We start from the raw sequence: 17,536 nt of genomic DNA, 5'->3' as shown, positions 1-17,536 counted from the left end.
ATGACTGAAACAAACGACAAAGGCGGACGCAAGTCACTGAGCTTGAACAAGCCATTGGAAGTGAAGAAAAGTACCGGAGACGCCGGACAGGTTCGACAGAGCTTTAGCCATGGTCGGTCAAAGACCGTGCAGGTGGAGGTTCGCAAGAAGCGCGGCGCCCATACTCCCACTGCGGCCAAGCCCACCCTTTCCGCCCCCGCAGCAAGTGGTCCGAAAAAGACCCTGAGTGTTGGTAAATCCGGCGCGAAAAAGCCTGCTGGTCAATCCGGCCGTGGTAAGGACAACCGTGATGAAGCGGCCCTGACCTCCAACGAGAAGGCAGCCCGTCTCGCGGCGCTTGCCGGTGCGCGCGAACAAGCGCAGCGTCAGCAGGAAATCGACCGTGAACGCGAAGCCCGCGAAGCTGAGGAAGCCGCCCGCAAGGCAGCCGAGAAAGCCGAAGCGGACAAGCAGAAAAAAGAAACCGAGCGTCTTGCCAAGCGCAAGTCCCCGGAAGAACGTCGCCGTGCCGAGGAAGAAGAAGCCCGCCGCCTGATGGAAGCGGCCGAGGCTACCAAGGTTGCAGAAGCTGCCGTTCACCGCGAAAAGAAAAAAGCCGCCGCGATTGAGGAACCGAAGCGGGCCGCCAAACCGGCTGCTCCGTCCCGTCCGTCTGCGCGCCCGGCAGCCGGTGGCGCCGATGTGGATGCCGGCCCTGCGGATCGCACCGCTGGCGCCGCACGCAAGAAAGGCAAGACCCCGACCCGCACAACCGACGATCGCGGAAATCCGTCTGCCAAGCGCATGGGGGATCAGCGTCGCCGTTCCGGTCGCCTGACCATCGGTGAAGCCCTTGATGACCGGGGACCGAAACAGCGGTCTCTGGCGTCCGTCAAGCGCGCCCGCAAGAAACAGCAGATGATGCAAACTGCGGAAGCCCCGCAGAAGGTTTACCGGGAAGTTATCATTCCGGAAGTCATTTCCGTACAGGAACTGGCCAACCGGATGTCCGAACGGTCCGTGGATGTGATCAAGTGCCTGATGAAACTGGGCATCATGGCAACTGCCAACCAGACCATTGACGCCGATACGGCGGAACTGGTGGTCGAGGAACTGGGTCACACCGCCAAGCGGGTTGCAGAATCCGACGTGGAAATCGGCCTCGGCATGGACGATCAGGATGCGGAAGAAACCCTTCTGCCCCGCGCCCCTGTGGTTGCCGTCATGGGTCACGTTGACCATGGTAAGACCTCGCTTCTGGACGCCCTGCGCAAGACGGACGTTGTGTCCGGCGAAGCTGGCGGCATTACGCAGCATATCGGTGCCTATCAGGTGAAACTGGCCTCTGGCAATGTGATCACCTTCCTTGACACACCGGGTCACGAGGCCTTTACGGCCATGCGGATGCGCGGTGCCAGCGTCACGGATATCGTTATTCTGGTGGTCGCGGCTGACGACAGTGTCATGCCGCAGACGATCGAGGCCATCAAGCACGCCAAGGCGGCCGGTGTTCCGATCATCATTGCCATCAACAAGTGCGACAAGCCTGCCGCCAACCCGGACAAGGTCCGTCAGGAACTGCTGCAGCATGAAGTGTTCGTTGAGGACATGGGCGGTGACGTTCTCAGCGTGGAAGTCTCTGCGCTGAACGGAACCGGCCTCGACAAGCTGCAGGACGCGATCCTGCTGCAATCCGAAATGCTTGAACTGCGGGCCAACCCGGAGCGTGCGGCACAAGGAACCGTGGTCGAATCCAAGATCGAAACCGGTCGCGGCATGGTCGCCACCGTTCTGGTCAAGCGCGGCACCCTGCGGATCGGGGACAACTTCGTTGCCGGCTCCGCTTACGGTAAGGTTCGTGCCCTGCTGGATCACCGTGGCAACCAGGTTGAAGAAGCTGGTCCTTCTGTTCCGGTTGAAATCCTCGGTATTCAGGGTGCCCCTGTTGCCGGTGACGATTTCGCAGTGACCGAAAATGAAGGCAAGGCCAAGGAAATTGCTGAATACCGTCTGCGTCTTGAAAAAGAGAAGAAGGTTACGGCAACGGCCCGCGGCACCATCGAACAGATGTTCAGCGCCATCAAGGAAGGCACAGCCGACGAACTGCCCGTGGTCATCAAGGCCGACGTTCAGGGCTCTTCCGAAGCCATTGTCAACTCTCTGGAAAAACTGTCCACGGACGAAGTGGCGGTCAAGGTCCTGCTGTCCGGTGTGGGCGGTATTACCGAGTCCGACATTACGCTCGCTGCCGCCTCCAACGCGATGATCATCGCGTTCAACACCCGCGCCAACAAGCAAGCCCGGGAAGAGGCTCAGGCCGCCGGTGTGGATATCCGCTACTACTCTGTCATCTATAACGTCATCGATGACATCAGGGCCATGCTGTCCGGCATGCTTGCCCCGACCTTGCAGGAAGACTTCCTCGGCTATGCCGAAATTCGCGAAGTGTTCAACATTACCAAGGTGGGCAAGATCGGTGGCTGTATGGTAACGGAAGGTCTTGTGAAGCGCGGCGCCAAGGTTCGCCTGCTGCGCGACAACGTGGTGATCCACGAAGGAACCCTGTCCACCCTGAAACGCTTCAAGGACGAGGTCAAGGAAGTCAAGTCCGGCATGGAATGTGGTATGGCCTTTGAAAACTACCACGACATTCAGGTCGGTGACTTTATTGAATGTTTCGAAATCAAGGAAATCGCCCGCGAACTTTAAGTCGCGCCGACGGTTCTCCTTGCTATCTCCTGACAGGCGGGTGTCTTCGGACCCCGCCCTTATGGGTTTGAGGTTCCATGACACAGCAAAAACGGTCCGCCAGAGCCGCCAGCAAACGCCAGTTGCGGGTTGGTGAGCAACTGCGCCACATTATCTCCGCTGTCCTGATCGAGGGAAATATCCATGATCCGGATCTGGTGGATACCACCGTCACCGTGACCGAGGTCCAGCCCAGCCCGGACATGCGGAACGCCACCGTTTATGTCATCCCGCTGGGTGGCCTGAACGAGGACAAGATTGTGAAGGCCCTGAACCGGTCTTCCGGCTTTATCCAGGAACAGATGGGACGGCAGCTCAGCATGAAATTCACGCCGCGCCTGAGTTTCAAGATCGATGACTCGTTCGAATATGGCGACCATATCGACCAGCTTATCCGGGGGCACCACAAGCCCGAAGACCAAGTCTGAGGCAACGATCCTTCATGGGCCGAAAAAGACGCGGCATTCCCGTACACGGGTGGATGAATATCGACAAGCCGGCGGGCATGAGTTCCGCCGCCGTTGTCGGTGCGGTCAAGCGAATCACCAATGCCCAGAAAGTGGGCCATGCCGGTACCCTTGACCCCTTCGCCACCGGCGTCCTGCCCATCGCCCTTGGTGAGGCAACCAAGACCGTCAGCTATATGATGGCCGACACCAAGGGATACCGCTTTACCGCCCGCTGGGGACAGGCCACCAATACGGATGACATTGAGGGCGAAATCACCGAGACCAGTGACCACCGCCCGACCGAAGCCGACATTCTAGCCGCCCTGCCCGGCTTCATCGGCCAGATCACCCAGATCCCCCCCGCCTATTCCGCCATTAAAATCAATGGCGAGCGCGCCTATAAACTGGCCCGCAAAGGCGATGACGTGGACATCCCCGCACGCGAGGTCATGATTTACGACCTGACCCTGTCCCAACTGCCGGATGCGGACCATGCGGTTCTGGATGTAACCTGCGGCAAGGGCACCTATATCCGTGCGTTGGCGCGGGATCTGGCCAAGGCGCTTGGCACCTGTGCCCATCTTGTACAACTGCGGCGAACACGGGTCGGCCCTTTTTTAGAAGAAAATGCGATTTCGCTGGATAAGTTGGAAAAGCTATGGCAGTGTCCCGCCAGTTTTGAGGACTTGCTTCCGATCACGACCCCGCTGGACGACATCCCGGCAGTGGCCGTTGCGGAAACTCAGGCAATCCGCGTGAGGCACGGCAATGACGTGGCGGTTCCAAACTGTGCAGACGGTATCGTCTGCGTCACGGACGGTCAGACCCCTCTTGCCATCGGAACGGTGGAAGCGGGCGTGTTCTTCCCGTCCAGGGTTTTTAATTTATAATCTACGGAGTTATACGATGTCGATCACTGCAGAAAGAAAAGCAGAACTGATCAAGGAATTCGCCACCAAAGCAGGCGACACAGGTTCACCGGAAGTCCAGATTGCAATCCTGTCTGAACGGATCACCAACCTGACCGGCCACTTCAAGGACCACAAGAAAGACGTTCACTCACGCCGTGGCCTGCTGAGCCTGGTTAGCAAGCGTCGCCGTTTGCTGGACTATCTCAGAAAGAACAGCGAAGAGCGTTATCAGGATACGATCAAGCGCCTTGGCATTCGTAAATAAGAATACCGTATCTGGACCTTTTACAAAGGTCGCGTTACAGTCCAACGCCGGTGATGCTCTGGGGCGCGTGCCCCGGTGCATGCCGGCGTTCGGCGTTTTTGGAATAACTCCGGGTACTATGTAAGAAGACATACAGAACGGGACATAGGGTTCCGTTGAAGGGCAGTCTGGCACAGGGCCGGTTCTGCATTGGAAGGAAAAGAAATGTTTGAAGTACATCGCAAGGAAGTGATGTGGGGCGGTCGTCCGCTCGTATTGGAAACAGGTAAGGTTGCCCGTCAGGCTGACGGCGCTGTCATGATTACCTATGGCGGAACACAGGTTCTGTGTACTGCTGTTGCGGCAAAATCCGAAAAACCCGGTGTGGATTTCTTCCCGCTGACCGTCAACTATCAGGAAAAAGCCTACGCTGCCGGCAAAATCCCCGGCGGATTTTTCAAGCGTGAAGGCCGTCCGTCAGAAAAGGAAACCCTTGTTTCCCGTCTGATCGACCGCCCGCTGCGTCCGTCTTTCGTCAGCGGCTTTAAAAACGAAACACAAATCATCTGTACGGTTCTGGCCCACGATCTGGAAAATGACCCGGATGTGGTTGCCCTCGTCGGTGCCTCTGCGGCCCTGACCCTGTCCGGCATTCCGTTCCTCGGCCCGGTTGGCGCCGCCCGCGTTGGTTTTGTTGACGGCGAATACGTCCTCAACCCGACCTCCGAGCAGCTCAACGACAGCGACCTTGATCTGGTGATCGCCGGTACCGAAGACGCCGTTCTGATGATCGAATCCGAAGCCAACGAACTGACCGAAGAGCAGATGCTCGGCGCCGTCATGTTTGGCCACCGCGAATTCCAGCCGGTCATCGAAGCCATCATTGAACTGGCTGAAGACTGCGCCAAGGAGCCTTGGAACTTCGCGCCCAAGGAAGTGGATGCCGATCTGGAAGCCAAGGTCCGCGGTGCGGCTGAAGCCCCGCTGATGGAAGCCTATAAAGAACAGATCAAGCAGAACCGGGTTGAAAAGGTACAGGCTGCCAAAGATGCCGCCCTTGCAACTCTGGAAGAAGACGAAGTTGAAGCCGCTGCCGGTATTCTCAAGAAGATCGAGAAGAAAATCGTGCGTGGCAACATCCTGTCCACCGGCACCCGTATCGACGGCCGCGACACCAAGACGGTTCGTCAGATCGTTGCCGAAGTTGGTCCGCTGCCCCGCAGTCACGGTTCCGCCCTGTTCACACGCGGCGAAACACAGGCACTGGTCGTCACCACACTGGGTACCGGTCAGGACGAGCAGATCGTGGACGCCCTTGAAGGCGAATACCGCGAAAACTTCATGCTGCACTACAACTTCCCGCCTTACTCTGTCGGTGAAGCAGGTCGTGTTGGCTTTACCGGTCGCCGCGAAGTCGGTCACGGCAAGCTGGCATGGCGGGCGGTTCATCCGCTGCTGCCCGGCAAGGACGAATTCCCGTACACCCTGCGGGTTGTTTCCGAAGTGACCGAATCCAACGGTTCCTCTTCCATGGCAACTGTTTGCGGCACCTCCCTGTCCCTGATGGACGCCGGTGTTCCGCTGAAACGCCCGGTCGCCGGGATCGCCATGGGCCTGATCCTTGAAGAAGACGGCCAGTATGCCGTTCTGTCCGACATCCTGGGTGATGAAGATCACCTCGGCGACATGGACTTCAAGGTTGCCGGTACGGAAAAAGGCGTGACCTCCCTGCAGATGGACATCAAGATTTCCGGGATTACCGAGGAAATCATGCGGACCGCTCTGGATCAGGCCAAGGAAGGCCGGTTCCACATTCTCGGTGAAATGGCCAAGGCCATTGACGCCGCCCGCGAAGGTGTCCGTGACGGTGCCCCGCGCATCACGCAGCTGACTGTCAAGAAAGACAAGATCCGCGACATCATCGGTACAGGCGGTAAGGTTATTCGCGAAATCTGCGAAACAACCGGCGCCAAGATCGATATCGAGGATGACGGCACCGTGAAAGTTGCGGCCACCACCACTGAAAGTGCAGAAGCTGCGGTCAACTGGATCAAATCCATCGTTGACGATCCTGAAGTCGGTGTTACCTATACAGGTAAGGTCGTCAAGGTTGTCGACTTTGGCGCATTCGTAAACTTCTTCGGGAACCGCGACGGTCTGGTTCACATTTCCGAACTGGCTCCGAAGCGCGTCGCCAAGGTGACGGATATCGTCAACGAAGGCGATGAGGTTCGCGTCAAGGTTCTGGAAATCGACCCGAAGGGCAAGGTTCGCCTGTCCATCAAGGCGGTCCAGGCTGACGAAGCCAGTCAGGACGAAGAAAGCGACGCTGAATAAGGCTCGACTTTGAGAATAGGCGGGCCGCTCAGCGGCCCGCCTTGCGTCATTTGCACCGCTTGATGCATACTGCGTCTTGCTCTAATTGGTATGTACAGAGTTACATTACAGTAGGGATAGTGTCGTGAAATCACTGAATTCCATCGTTATGTCCGGGAAAGAAGTTCTTCCCCTTATTGAAGGCGGCAAGGGCATTGCTGTATCCTCCGGCCAAAGTTCAGGGGCGTGGGCTGCTGCAGGCGGTGTTGCAACGTTTTCAGGCGTAAACGCGGACAGTTACGATGAAAACGGCAACCGGATCCCGCAAATCTATCATGGCCGGACCCGGCGCGATCGCCACGAAGAACTGGTTGCCTACGGCATTCAGGGCGGTATCGCACAGGCCCGTATTGCCCACGATCTGGCGGGCGGCGCCGGTTGTGTTCACATGAACGTGCTTTGGGAAATGGGCGGTGCGGAACGCATTCTGCACGGCGTTCTTGAAGGCGCCCGTGGCCTGATCCACGGTATCACCTGCGGCGCGGGCATGCCCTATCGCGTGGCCCAGATCGCTGCGGACTACAAGGTTCACTATTACCCGATCATCTCCTCTGCCCGCGCCTTCCGCGCGCTTTGGAAACGGGCTTATCACAAATTCTCCGACTGGCTGGGCGGCGTGGTCTATGAAGATCCGTGGCTTGCCGGCGGTCATAACGGTCTCAGCAATTCCGAAGACCCGCTGCTGCCGGAAGACCCGTACCCACGGGTGGCTGCGCTGCGGGCCCTGATGAACGAAATCGGCCTGCACAACACCCCCATCATCATGGCGGGCGGTGTCTGGCATATCGAGGATTGGGAGCACTGGCTCGACAATCCGGAAATCGGCCCTGTTGCCTTCCAGTTCGGGACCCGTCCCCTGCTGACGCAGGAAAGCCCGATTTCTGACGCGTGGAAGCAAAAGCTGCTGACCCTGAAGAAGGGCGATGTGTTCCTGAACCAGTTCAGCCCGACCGGTTTCTGGTCCTCTGCGGTTCGCAATGACTTCATTGATGAACTGAAAGCCCGTTCAGACCGTCAGGTAGCCTTTTCTACGCAGCCTGTGGGCGAGCACAGCGCCTCCTTCACCTATGGTGTTCGCAATCGGGAAATCTTCCTGACACCCAAGGACAAGGAAAGCGCCCAAAGCTGGCTCAATCAGGGTTATACAGAAGGGATCAAGACCCCGGATTCCACCATGATTTTCGTCACACCGGAAAAAATGCAGGAAATCCGTCAGGACCAGATCGACTGTATGGGTTGCCTGTCCCATTGCAACTTCTCGAACTGGGCAGAAAACGAGAAAGGCAATACCGGCCGTAAGGCGGACCCGCGCAGCTTCTGCATCCAGAAGACCCTGCAGGATGTCATCCATATGGACGACAGTGTGGAAAACAACCTGATGTTTGCCGGTCATGGCGCCTACCGCTTCGCGACGGACCCGTTCTACAAGGACGGCTTCATCCCGACGGTCAAGGAACTGGTCGACCGGATCATGACAGGAAAATAATCGGAACCGGCATGACGGTCTCTTGCTGATTTGAATTATTCAAAAAAGCACACTATATAAGATTAATGTGGTGTGCCTTTCAGCAAGAAGTATCGTCATGACCCCTTCTGTCCCCAACCGGGAAACAACAGATTATCTTGAAAGCAGGATCAGGGCGGTGGGACTCCGCCCGACCCGCCAGAGACTGGCTCTGGCCGGTTTGCTGTTTCAGGCCGGACATCGCCATGTGACCGCTGAAAAGCTGCATGGCGAGGCCATGAAAAGGGGCATCCGGGTCTCGCTTGCGACCATCTATAACACCCTCCATCAATTTACCGCTGCCGGCCTGCTCCGGGAAGTTGTCGTGGATACGGACCGTTCCTATTTCGACACCAACATGGAGCGGCACCACCACTTCTTTCACGAGGATACGGGCCTGCTGGAAGACATCCCGTCGTCAGAATTGGAACTGAAAAACCTGCCCCCCTTGCCGGAAGGGTCGGAAATTTCCAGTATTGATGTGGTCATTCGGCTTTCCGGGACACGAAAGCTCCCGCTTTAGCCGCATACTGGCGGGACGCTGGCCGCGCCCAGACCCCATTCGGGGCGGGCTTTACCCCCGCTATCTGTCCTCCCGGCCCCGCTCCTGAGCCTTTTTAGAATTATTCTAATATATTGACAGGCCTTCCCAGCCTTTCTATATTTGGATTAAGTAAATTACAAAATCATCACCCACCCGATCTGAGCACAGGAGGACCCTTATGTCATTGAAGGGAAGCAAGACAGAACAAAATCTGAAAGATGCCTTTGCCGGCGAATCCCAGGCCAATCGCCGCTATCTCTACTTCGCACAGAAAGCCGATATTGAAGGATATAACGACGTATCCGCCGTTTTCCGCTCCACCGCGGAAGGTGAAACCGGGCACGCCCACGGTCATCTGGAATTTCTGGAAGAAGTGGGTGATCCGGCCACCGGCCTGCCCATCGGGGGGACCAGTGACAACCTGAAGGCCGCCATTGCCGGTGAAACCCATGAATATACGGATATGTATCCGGGCATGGCGAAAACCGCGCGCGACGAAGGCCACGACGAAATCGCCGACTGGTTCGAAACCCTTGCCAAGGCCGAAAAAAGCCACGCCGGGCGCTTCCAGAAAGCCCTCGACAACATGGCCTGATCCGGCTTCCCCGGAATATGGCTGTCAGGGGCCGGGAGAGGTGCGCGCACCACCCGCCCCTGCCAGCCTTTATTTGACCACAGCGTTGCCTTGACCCACAGGAGTCCCCATGCGTGAAGGAAGCCTTGATGCGCCCGTGCGGCATCCCATCAACTGGAACGATCCCGAATTTTACGACGAAGCCCTGCTGGATGAGGAACTGCGGCGGGTCTTCGATATCTGTCATGGCTGTCGTCGCTGCTTCAACCTGTGTGATTCCTTCCCGCGCCTGTTCGACCTGATCGACGAGTCGGAAAGCGGGGAACTGGATACCGTATCGTCAGCCGACTTCAAGCCGGTGGTCGATGCCTGCACCCTGTGTGACATGTGTTTCATGACCAAATGCCCCTATGTGCCGCCCCATGAATTCAATCTGGATTTCCCGCATCTGATGCTGCGCTATCGGGCCGTGGAAAAGAAGAAGGGCGAAGACAAGTTTGTGCCCCGGCAACTGGCAAAAACCGACCGCAATGGCAACATGGCCAAGCATGTGGCGCCAATCGCCAACTGGGCAAGCAATCGCAAGAACGGCCTGACCCGCGGTATCATGGAAAGCACCCTTGGCATTCACAAGGACGCGGCGCTGCCGCCCTATCACTCGAAAACCCTTCTGGATCGGGCCCGGGACAATGTCCTGACCGTGAACCCCGATGCCCCGGCCCATGGCCGCAAGGCGGTGATCTATGCCACCTGTTTTGGCAATTACAACAATCCGGGCATTGGCGAGGCCACCCGCAAGGTTCTAGCCCGAAACGGGGTCGAGACCGAGGTTGTCTATCCCGGCTGTTGCGGTATGCCCCTGCTGGAACAGGGCGACCTGAAGGCGGTTGCCGACAACGCGGACAAGGTCTCGGCGGAACTGGCCGGGTGGATCGACAAGGGATATGACATTATCGCGCTTGTCTCGTCCTGCGCGCTGATGCTGAAATTTGAATGGCCGCTGATTGTCCCCGGCAATCCGGCGGTCGAAAAACTGTCCAAGGCCACCTATGACGTTGCCGAATATCTGGTGGATATCGCCAAGAAAGAAGGCCTGGCCGGTGGTATGCAGCCTTTGGACGGGGCGGTTTCCATGCATCTGGCCTGCCACGCCCGCGCCCAGAATATGGGGGCCAAGGGGGCGGAACTTCTCCGCCTGATCCCGGAAACCCGCGTCGCAGTCGTCGAGCGCTGTTCCGGCCATGGCGGGTCATGGGGGATCATGAAGGATAATTTCGAGACGGCCATCAAGGTGGGCACCCCGGCCGCCCGCACCAGCCTGAAATCCGGCGCTGCCTATTTCGCATCGGAATGCCCGCTGGCCGCCGAACATCTGCTGCAGGGGATGGAAAAACTGGACAGTGACGGGGCCGAAAGTCGCAAGGCCCTTCATCCCATTGAACTTGTCGCCGCCGCCTATGGCCTGACCGATTAAAAGGAAGTGATGATGACTGCCCTCAAAAAAGAGATCACCCGGGACGACATCATGCCTGTCGAGGATTACGCCCGTATCCGCAAAGAACACAAGACACAACTGGTCGCCCTGAAAAAGCCCCGCCGGGTGTCCGTCGGGCCCTTTGCCACCTTCTATTTCGAGAATTACGCCACCATGTGGGCGCAAATTCACGAAATGCTCTATATCGAGGGCGGCGGCGAGGAACAGATTACCGATGAACTGACCGCCTATAACCCGCTGATCCCCAACGGATCGGAACTGGTGGCCACCCTGATGCTGGAAATTGATGACCCGGTCCGGCGGGACTATACCCTCCGCCAGTTGGGGCATATCGAGGAAGCCGTCTATCTTCAGATCAATGACGAAAAGATTTACGCCACCGCAGAACAGGAAGTGGAACGCACCACCCCGGACGGCAAGACCTCGTCCATCCATTTTCTGCATTTTCCCTTGAGCGAGGCCCAGAAGCGGGATTTCAAAATCAGCAGTTCCCCCATTATTCTGGGGATTGAACATGCAAATTATGGGCATATGGCCATGCTGGGCGCCGCAACACGGGAGGCTTTGGCGGAAGATTTCGATTAAAGGCTTTCGGTTGATCGACGAACCGCCCGCGCCCCTTGCCGGGTCAGGCTCAGCGGATTTTCTCGTTGGCATACACACCATAGAACTGGTTTGCCCGGAGCCATCCCTCGTTTCCGGCGATCTCCACCTGACACCATTCCCCGTCACACTGCAGCAGCTTGCCCTGAACCCCCGGTTCAGCCAATAGCAGAACCTCGCTATCCTCTTTCGGGTCTTCATAAAGAGGGCGCGGGTCTTCCGTCACCAGAATGGTCCGGCGGCCGGACAACAGGTTCCGGTGCACCCAGCCTGTCTCGCCCTCGATATCCCGGATTTGCCGCCAGTGTTCATATTCGGCAATAATCTCGACCGGCCAGCCGCTCCGCACAAAAACCCAGGAAATGGGATAGCGCTTGCCGGGACCGACCCGCACGTTCACCTCGCTGGAGCCGAGAGAGACAAAGCGCGGCACCGGCAGGCCGGTTTCCGCAATGGCCCGGAAGGCAGGAACAGACACAAGCAGCACGCACAGGACTAAAAACAGATTCCGGGTCAAAAAACTTTTCACGAAACGGCCTTCTTTATGGTGATATGATACCGGGACCTTTATGCCGTGTTAGCCGCTGCAGGGTCAAGAAATCAAAAAAACAGGGTCGACCGGCAAGGCAGAATTTGTCTGATCGGTCTGTATCTGCTAGAAAAAACGGCAAGAGGTCACCATAAAAAAAGGCCGTTGGAAGAGAGAGCCAAATGTCACAAAAAAAACCGGTTGTCGTTGTTACCCGTAAACTTCCCGATATCATCGAAACCCGGATGATGGAGCTGTTTGATACCCGCCTTAATCATGACGACAAACCCATGTCGCAGATTGAGCTGATTGAGGCTGTTCAAACCGCCGATGTACTGGTCCCGACCGTTACCGACAAGATTGACCTTGGGGTTCTCAGCCAGGCCAACCCGAACCTGAAACTGATCGCCAGCTTCGGCACCGGTGTGGATCATATCGACCTTGCCACCGCTCGCGGGCGGGGCATTACCGTCACCAACACCCCCGGCGTCCTGACCGAGGATACCGCCGATATGACCATGGCGCTGATCATGGCTGTCCCGCGCCGCCTGACCGAAGGCGAACGGGTCATGCGGGCCGGAAACTGGCAGGGCTGGTCACCGACCGGCATGCTGGGCCACCGTATCTGGGGCAAGCGCCTTGGCATCATCGGCATGGGCCGGATCGGTCAGGCCGTGGCGCGCCGTGCCAAGGCCTTTGGTCTGTCCATCCACTACCACAACCGCAACAAGCTGCCGAACTACATTGAGGACGAGCTGGAAGCCACCTATTGGGAAAGCCTGGACCAGATGCTGGCGCGGATGGATATCATCTCCATCAACTGCCCGCATACCCCCGGCACGTTCCACCTGCTCAATTCCCGGCGCCTGAAACTGATGCCGAAACACGCCTATGTGGTCAACACCTCCCGCGGCGAGGTCGTGGACGAAAATGCCCTGACCCGGATGCTGCGCAACGGCGATCTGGCCGGGGCCGGCCTTGACGTGTTCGAACATGAACCCGCCGTAAACCCGAAACTTCTGGAACTGGACAATGTGATCCTGCTGCCCCATATGGGTTCAGCAACCATTGAAGGGCGGATTGACATGGGAGAAAAGGTCCTGATCAATATCAAGACCTTCATCGACGGGCATACCCCGCCGGACCGTGTTGTTCAGGCCATGCTGTAACCGACAACAGGAAAACAACGAAAGGCCCGGTCAATCCGGGCCTTTGCCATTAAAGCCATGATCACTGTCACGCCCAAAATCCAGATTGATGAAGACGAGATAAAGGAAAGTTTTATCCGCGCGTCCGGGCCGGGCGGACAGAATGTGAACAAGGTCGAGACCGCCGTCCAGATCCGCTTCGATGCCCGGAACAGCCCCGGCATCCCGGCGGATGTTTTCAGCCGTCTGCGCCGGATCGCCGGGCAGAAAATGACCAAGGACGGGGTCATTGTGCTAACCGCCAATGAATTTCGAAGTCAGGACCGCAACCGCAAGGCCGCACAGGACCGCCTTGTTGACCTGATCCGGGAGGCCACCATCGTGCCCAAGCACCGCCGCCCGACCAAGCCCACCTATTCCTCAAAAATGAAACGGCTCGACAAGAAGCAGCAACGCGGCGACCTCAAGAAAACCCGCCGCAAGGTCTCCTACGACTAGGGGGCCCTGTTCCGCTTGTTACAGCCGCGCCGCCAGATATTCCAGCAGCAGCAACCATGTTGAAATGGTCACCACCCCAAGCACCGTGCTTTGCAGGATGGTATTCGCCGCAATATCCGTTGAGCGGTTATAGAAGGTGGCGAAGATATAGACGTTGAGGCCCGACGGCATGGCCGCCGTCAGGACCGCGACCCGCGTCATCTCCCACGGCAGGCCAAAGACATAATGGCACAGGACAAGGGCAATGGCCGGATGCAGGCACAGCTTCAGCAGGGACGAGACCAGCGCCTGTTGCCAGCTTTCCCGCAATTTATACTGGTTCAAGGCACCGCCCAGCCCGAACAGGGCCGCTGGCAGAACCGCCGTCGCCATCATCTGGGTGGCCACATCCACCACTTCGGGCAGGTCAATGCCGGAAAGATTGGCCGTAATCCCAAGGGTAATCCCGATTAGCAACGGGTTTCGCACCACCTTTGACAGGGATTGTATCAGGGCCGCCTTCATGGGGGCCCCATCGCGCCGTGCAAATTCCATAACCAGCATGCCAAAGCTCATCAAAATCGGGGCATGGAACCCGACGATGGCAAAGAGGTATGGCAACGCCTCGTCCCCATAGGCCCGCTGAATGATCGGCAGGCCCAGCAGGATCGTATTGGTGAAATAGGCGGAAAAGGCCACGGCCACGGATTCCCCGGCCCGGCGCCTGAAGACATACCGCGCGATCAAGAAACCCACAAAGAAGCAGGCAAACGCCCCGATATAGAAGGACAGTAGATAGCGCGGATTGAAGGCGGTGGAAAAATCCACCGTCAGCATGGCCTGAAACAGAAGACACGGCGTCGCGAAATTGTTCACAAAGGAAATCAGTCCCGACACACCTTCCGCCGGGAACAGTCGCAATCGCACACTGACATAGCCAAGGGCAACAAGGGCGAAGATGGGTCCGACAACGGACAGGACTGAAATCATTACGCTACATTTCCCTGCCGGATTGCCGGCAGATACGCCAAAGCCGGTATTGTCTAGTGTGCCTCGCCCCAGTTATCCCCGATCCCGGCATCCACAATCAGGGGCACCGAAATCTCGACAGCCGGAAGGGCGGCTTTCTCCATCACCGTCTTGATCACGGCGGCGGTTTTCTCCGCCTCGCTTTCGGGCACCTCGAAGATCAGTTCGTCATGCACCTGCAACAGCATCCGCCCGTTCAGACCGGCATCCTGCAAGGCATCCGGCACCCGGATCATGGCTCGCTTGATAATATCCGCCGCCGATCCCTGAATGGGGGCGTTGATGGCTGCCCGCTCCGAGAAACTGCGACGGGCACCGTTCTTGTCGTTGATGCCCGGCAAATGAACGCGGCGCCCGAACAGGGTCTGGACATAGCCATGCTCATGACAGAAGACCTTGGTTGCCTCCATATATTTGCGAATGCCCGGATACTGCTCGAAATAGGCGTCAATATAGTCCTTTGCCTGACCGCGAGACACATCCAACTGACGGGCCAGACCGAAGGCGCTGATGCCATAGATGATCCCGAAGTTGATCGCCTTCGCAGAGCGACGCATCATGGGGTCCATGCCTTCCAGCGGAATGCCAAAGACCTGTGACGCGGTTTTGGCGTGAATGTCCAGCCCTTCATCAAAGGCCTGTTTCAGACTGTCGATATCGGCGATATGGGCCAGCAGGCGCAGTTCGATCTGGGAATAGTCGGCGCTGATCAGCTTGTGACCCGGTTTTGCAATGAAGGCATGGCGCAGCTTGCGCCCCTCTTCGGTGCGGATCGGGATATTCTGCAGGTTGGGCTCGCTGGAAGCCAGACGCCCGGTGGCCGCCGCTGCCAGACTGAACGAGGTATGGATCCGGTTTGTCTGCGGATTGACCTGCGCCTGCAGGGCATCCGTATAGGTGCTTTTCAGCTTGGCAAGCTGGCGCCACTCCAGCACCCGCGCCGCCAATTCGACCCCTTCGCCTGCCAGCGTCTCCAGAACCGTCACATCGGTGGTATAGGCTCCGGTCTTGCCTTTCTTGCCGCCCTTCAGTTCCATCTTGTCAAACAGGATTTCCCCAAGCTGCTTGGGGGACGCGACGTTGAACTCCTCCCCGGCCAGCGCGTGGATTTCGCTCACATATTGCTCCATGCGGGCGCCGAAATCATCGGACAGCTCTTTCAGGAAGGCCGCATCAACCTTGATCCCTTCCCGCTCCATCTGGGCAATGACGGGCACCAGCGGCCGCTCGATCGTCTCGTACAAGGTGGCCACGCCTTTGGTGTACAACCCCGGTTTCAGAACCTTGTGCAAACGCAGGGTGATATCCGCATCCTCGGCCGCATATTCGGTCGCCTTGTCGATGGGAACCTCGGCGAAGGTGATCTGGGACCTGCCGGTGCCGGTCACCTCCTTGTAGGGGATGGTGGTCATATCCAGATGAAGTTTCGCCAGTTCATCCATGCCATGACCATGCAACCCGCCAGCCTGCACATAGGACAACAGCATGGTGTCGTCGATGGGGGTTACCTCGACCCCTTCATTTTGCAGGATGATCTGGTCATACTTGATATTCTGCCCGATCTTCAGGACACCGGGATCGGCCAGCAGGGGTTTCAGGACCTCAAGAACCTTGTCCTTGGGAAGCTGGTCCGGCGCCTTGTCCTCAAGGCCTGCCGCATCATCGGCCCCGAAATCGAACCCGCCCTGAACCGCAGGCTTGATATGCCCGAGCGGAATATAGCAAGCCTTGCCCGGATCGATACACAGGGAAATACCCACAAGATCGGCCTGCATGGCGTTCAGGCTGGTGGTTTCCGTATCCACAGCCACATGCCCCACATACCGTGCCCTGTCGACCCATTCCTGCAAGGCCTCCAGCGTGGTGACCGTGCTGTAATCCTTTTCCGCCGAGAGCACATCCGGGGCAACCGCCACGGCAGGGGCGGCTCCGCCCTCCTCCCGTTTTGCCGGGGTCTGGGGCAGGGCCTGACCGGCCGCCTTGAATTCATCCCCGAAAAAGGAGGAGACCCGCCCGACCAACTGGGAAAACTCGTTTTCATGCAGGAACGCCATCAGGGCATCCGCGTCCGGGTACTGGATGTTCAGGTCCAGCACGTCCTGCTCCAGATCCACGTCGTCCTTCAGCCGGACAAGCTCCCGACTGATCCGCGCCATGTCCGCATGTTCCAGCAGCTTTTCGCGGCGTCCCTTCTGCTTGATTTCACCGGCCCGCTCCAGCAGGGTATCCAGATCCCCATATTCATTGATCAGCAGGGCCGCTGTCTTGATGCCAATGCCGGGCACACCGGGGACGTTATCCACGCTATCCCCCGCAAGGGACTGAATATCCACCACCCGTTCCGGGCCAACGCCGAATTTCTCGAACACCTCATCCGTGCCGATCGACTTGTTCTTCATGGGGTCCAGCATGCTCACCGGTCCGCCGACAAGCTGCATCAGGTCCTTGTCGGACGAGACAATCACGCATTCCATGTCCCGCTCGCGGGCCTGCCGGGCATAGGTGGCGATGATGTCATCCGCCTCGAAACCCGGTTTCTCGATTGCCGGAACATTAAAGGCCCGCGTTGCATCCCGGACCAGCGGGAACTGCGGCACCAGATCCTCCGGCGGGGCATCCCGGTTGGCCTTGTAGTCAGGATAGATTTCGCTGCGGAAGGTTTTGCGGCTGGAATCAAAGATCACGGCCAGATGGCTGACCCGCCCGTCGCGCTGGGTATCCTGAATCAGCTTGAACAACATGTTCGAGAAGCCGAGCACCGCCCCGGTTGGCGTTCCGTCAGACCGGGTCAACGGCCCGCGCCCGCGGATCATCGCAAAATAGGCGCGAAAAATATAGCCGGACCCGTCCACCAGATACACACGGTGTTTCTGGTTCGGATCGCCTGTAACGTCTGCTTCCTGCATGGGGCTGCCTTGTTCTGTTC

Annotated in this window: 15 protein-coding genes; 12 read left to right on the top strand and 3 right to left on the bottom strand. The window is 58.0% G+C overall.

Annotated elements, in window-relative coordinates; all coding sequences use genetic code 11:
- The 10 genes from infB to FQB27_RS02075 all read left to right on the top strand — a co-directional run bounded on the left by infB (position 1) and on the right by FQB27_RS02075 (position 11,409).
- Positions 1-2,688: a translation initiation factor IF-2 gene (infB, locus tag FQB27_RS02120; protein WP_169559215.1), complete on the top strand. Its 2,688-nt coding sequence runs from the start codon at positions 1-3 to the stop codon at positions 2,686-2,688.
- 77 nt (positions 2,689-2,765) lie between these two features.
- Entirely contained in the window at positions 2,766-3,155 is a 390-nt protein-coding gene (gene rbfA / locus FQB27_RS02115; RefSeq protein ID WP_169559214.1) for a 30S ribosome-binding factor RbfA, read from the top strand.
- A gap of 14 nt (positions 3,156-3,169) precedes the next feature.
- On the top strand, positions 3,170-4,066 hold the full coding sequence (truB, locus tag FQB27_RS02110) for a tRNA pseudouridine(55) synthase TruB (RefSeq protein WP_169559213.1): 897 nt from the start codon (positions 3,170-3,172) through the stop codon (positions 4,064-4,066).
- A gap of 16 nt (positions 4,067-4,082) precedes the next feature.
- Positions 4,083-4,352 (top strand): 30S ribosomal protein S15, encoded by a 270-nt coding sequence (gene rpsO / locus FQB27_RS02105; protein WP_169559212.1) that lies wholly within the window; start codon positions 4,083-4,085, stop codon positions 4,350-4,352.
- Between the two features lie 204 nt (positions 4,353-4,556).
- Entirely contained in the window at positions 4,557-6,668 is a 2,112-nt protein-coding gene (gene pnp / locus FQB27_RS02100) for a polyribonucleotide nucleotidyltransferase (RefSeq protein WP_169559211.1), read from the top strand.
- Between the two features lie 124 nt (positions 6,669-6,792).
- Positions 6,793-8,193, top strand: a complete 1,401-nt coding sequence (locus FQB27_RS02095) for an NAD(P)H-dependent flavin oxidoreductase (RefSeq protein ID WP_169559210.1) — start codon at positions 6,793-6,795, stop codon at positions 8,191-8,193.
- Between the two features lie 97 nt (positions 8,194-8,290).
- Positions 8,291-8,734, top strand: coding sequence for an iron response transcriptional regulator IrrA (gene irrA / locus FQB27_RS02090; RefSeq protein WP_169559209.1), 444 nt, complete (start codon positions 8,291-8,293; stop codon positions 8,732-8,734).
- Positions 8,735-8,933: 199 nt separating this feature from the next.
- A complete protein-coding gene (locus FQB27_RS02085; RefSeq protein WP_169559208.1) occupies positions 8,934-9,350 on the top strand; it encodes a rubrerythrin family protein in 417 nt (138 codons plus the stop codon).
- A gap of 109 nt (positions 9,351-9,459) precedes the next feature.
- The gene (locus FQB27_RS02080; protein ID WP_169559207.1) at positions 9,460-10,803 is read left to right on the top strand and encodes a heterodisulfide reductase-related iron-sulfur binding cluster; all 1,344 of its coding nucleotides are present in this window, start codon (positions 9,460-9,462) and stop codon (positions 10,801-10,803) included.
- A 12-nt stretch (positions 10,804-10,815) separates the two neighbouring features.
- Positions 10,816-11,409 carry a DUF3501 family protein gene (locus tag FQB27_RS02075; RefSeq protein ID WP_169559206.1) on the top strand — a complete coding sequence of 198 codons (594 nt, stop codon included), beginning with the start codon at positions 10,816-10,818 and terminating at the stop codon, positions 11,407-11,409.
- A 49-nt stretch (positions 11,410-11,458) separates the two neighbouring features.
- On the opposite strand, the gene FQB27_RS02070 is transcribed toward FQB27_RS02075, so the two are convergent.
- Positions 11,459-11,914, bottom strand: coding sequence for an SH3 domain-containing protein (locus FQB27_RS02070; RefSeq protein WP_206374202.1), 456 nt, complete (start codon positions 11,912-11,914; stop codon positions 11,459-11,461).
- 224 nt (positions 11,915-12,138) lie between these two features.
- Here FQB27_RS02070 and FQB27_RS02065 point away from each other — a divergent pair, with 224 nt between their 5' ends.
- Positions 12,139-13,125, top strand: a complete 987-nt coding sequence (locus FQB27_RS02065; RefSeq protein WP_169559205.1) for a 2-hydroxyacid dehydrogenase — start codon at positions 12,139-12,141, stop codon at positions 13,123-13,125.
- A 57-nt stretch (positions 13,126-13,182) separates the two neighbouring features.
- Complete coding sequence (arfB, locus tag FQB27_RS02060; RefSeq protein ID WP_169559204.1) at positions 13,183-13,602, top strand: alternative ribosome rescue aminoacyl-tRNA hydrolase ArfB; 420 nt, start codon at positions 13,183-13,185, stop codon at positions 13,600-13,602.
- 18 nt (positions 13,603-13,620) lie between these two features.
- On the opposite strand, the gene FQB27_RS02055 is transcribed toward arfB, so the two are convergent.
- On the bottom strand, positions 13,621-14,571 hold the full coding sequence (locus FQB27_RS02055) for an AEC family transporter (RefSeq protein ID WP_169559203.1): 951 nt from the start codon (positions 14,569-14,571) through the stop codon (positions 13,621-13,623).
- Between the two features lie 53 nt (positions 14,572-14,624).
- Complete coding sequence (gene polA, locus FQB27_RS02050; RefSeq protein ID WP_169559202.1) at positions 14,625-17,516, bottom strand: DNA polymerase I; 2,892 nt, start codon at positions 17,514-17,516, stop codon at positions 14,625-14,627.
- Between the last annotated feature and the right edge of the window lie 20 nt (positions 17,517-17,536).

The sequence above is a fragment of the Sneathiella chinensis genome, assembly GCF_012720115.1.
GTDB classification, from domain to species: domain Bacteria; phylum Pseudomonadota; class Alphaproteobacteria; order Sneathiellales; family Sneathiellaceae; genus Sneathiella; species Sneathiella chinensis.
The sequence above is the reverse complement of the archived record's forward strand: the minus strand, read 5'-3'. Positions and strand labels throughout refer to the sequence as shown.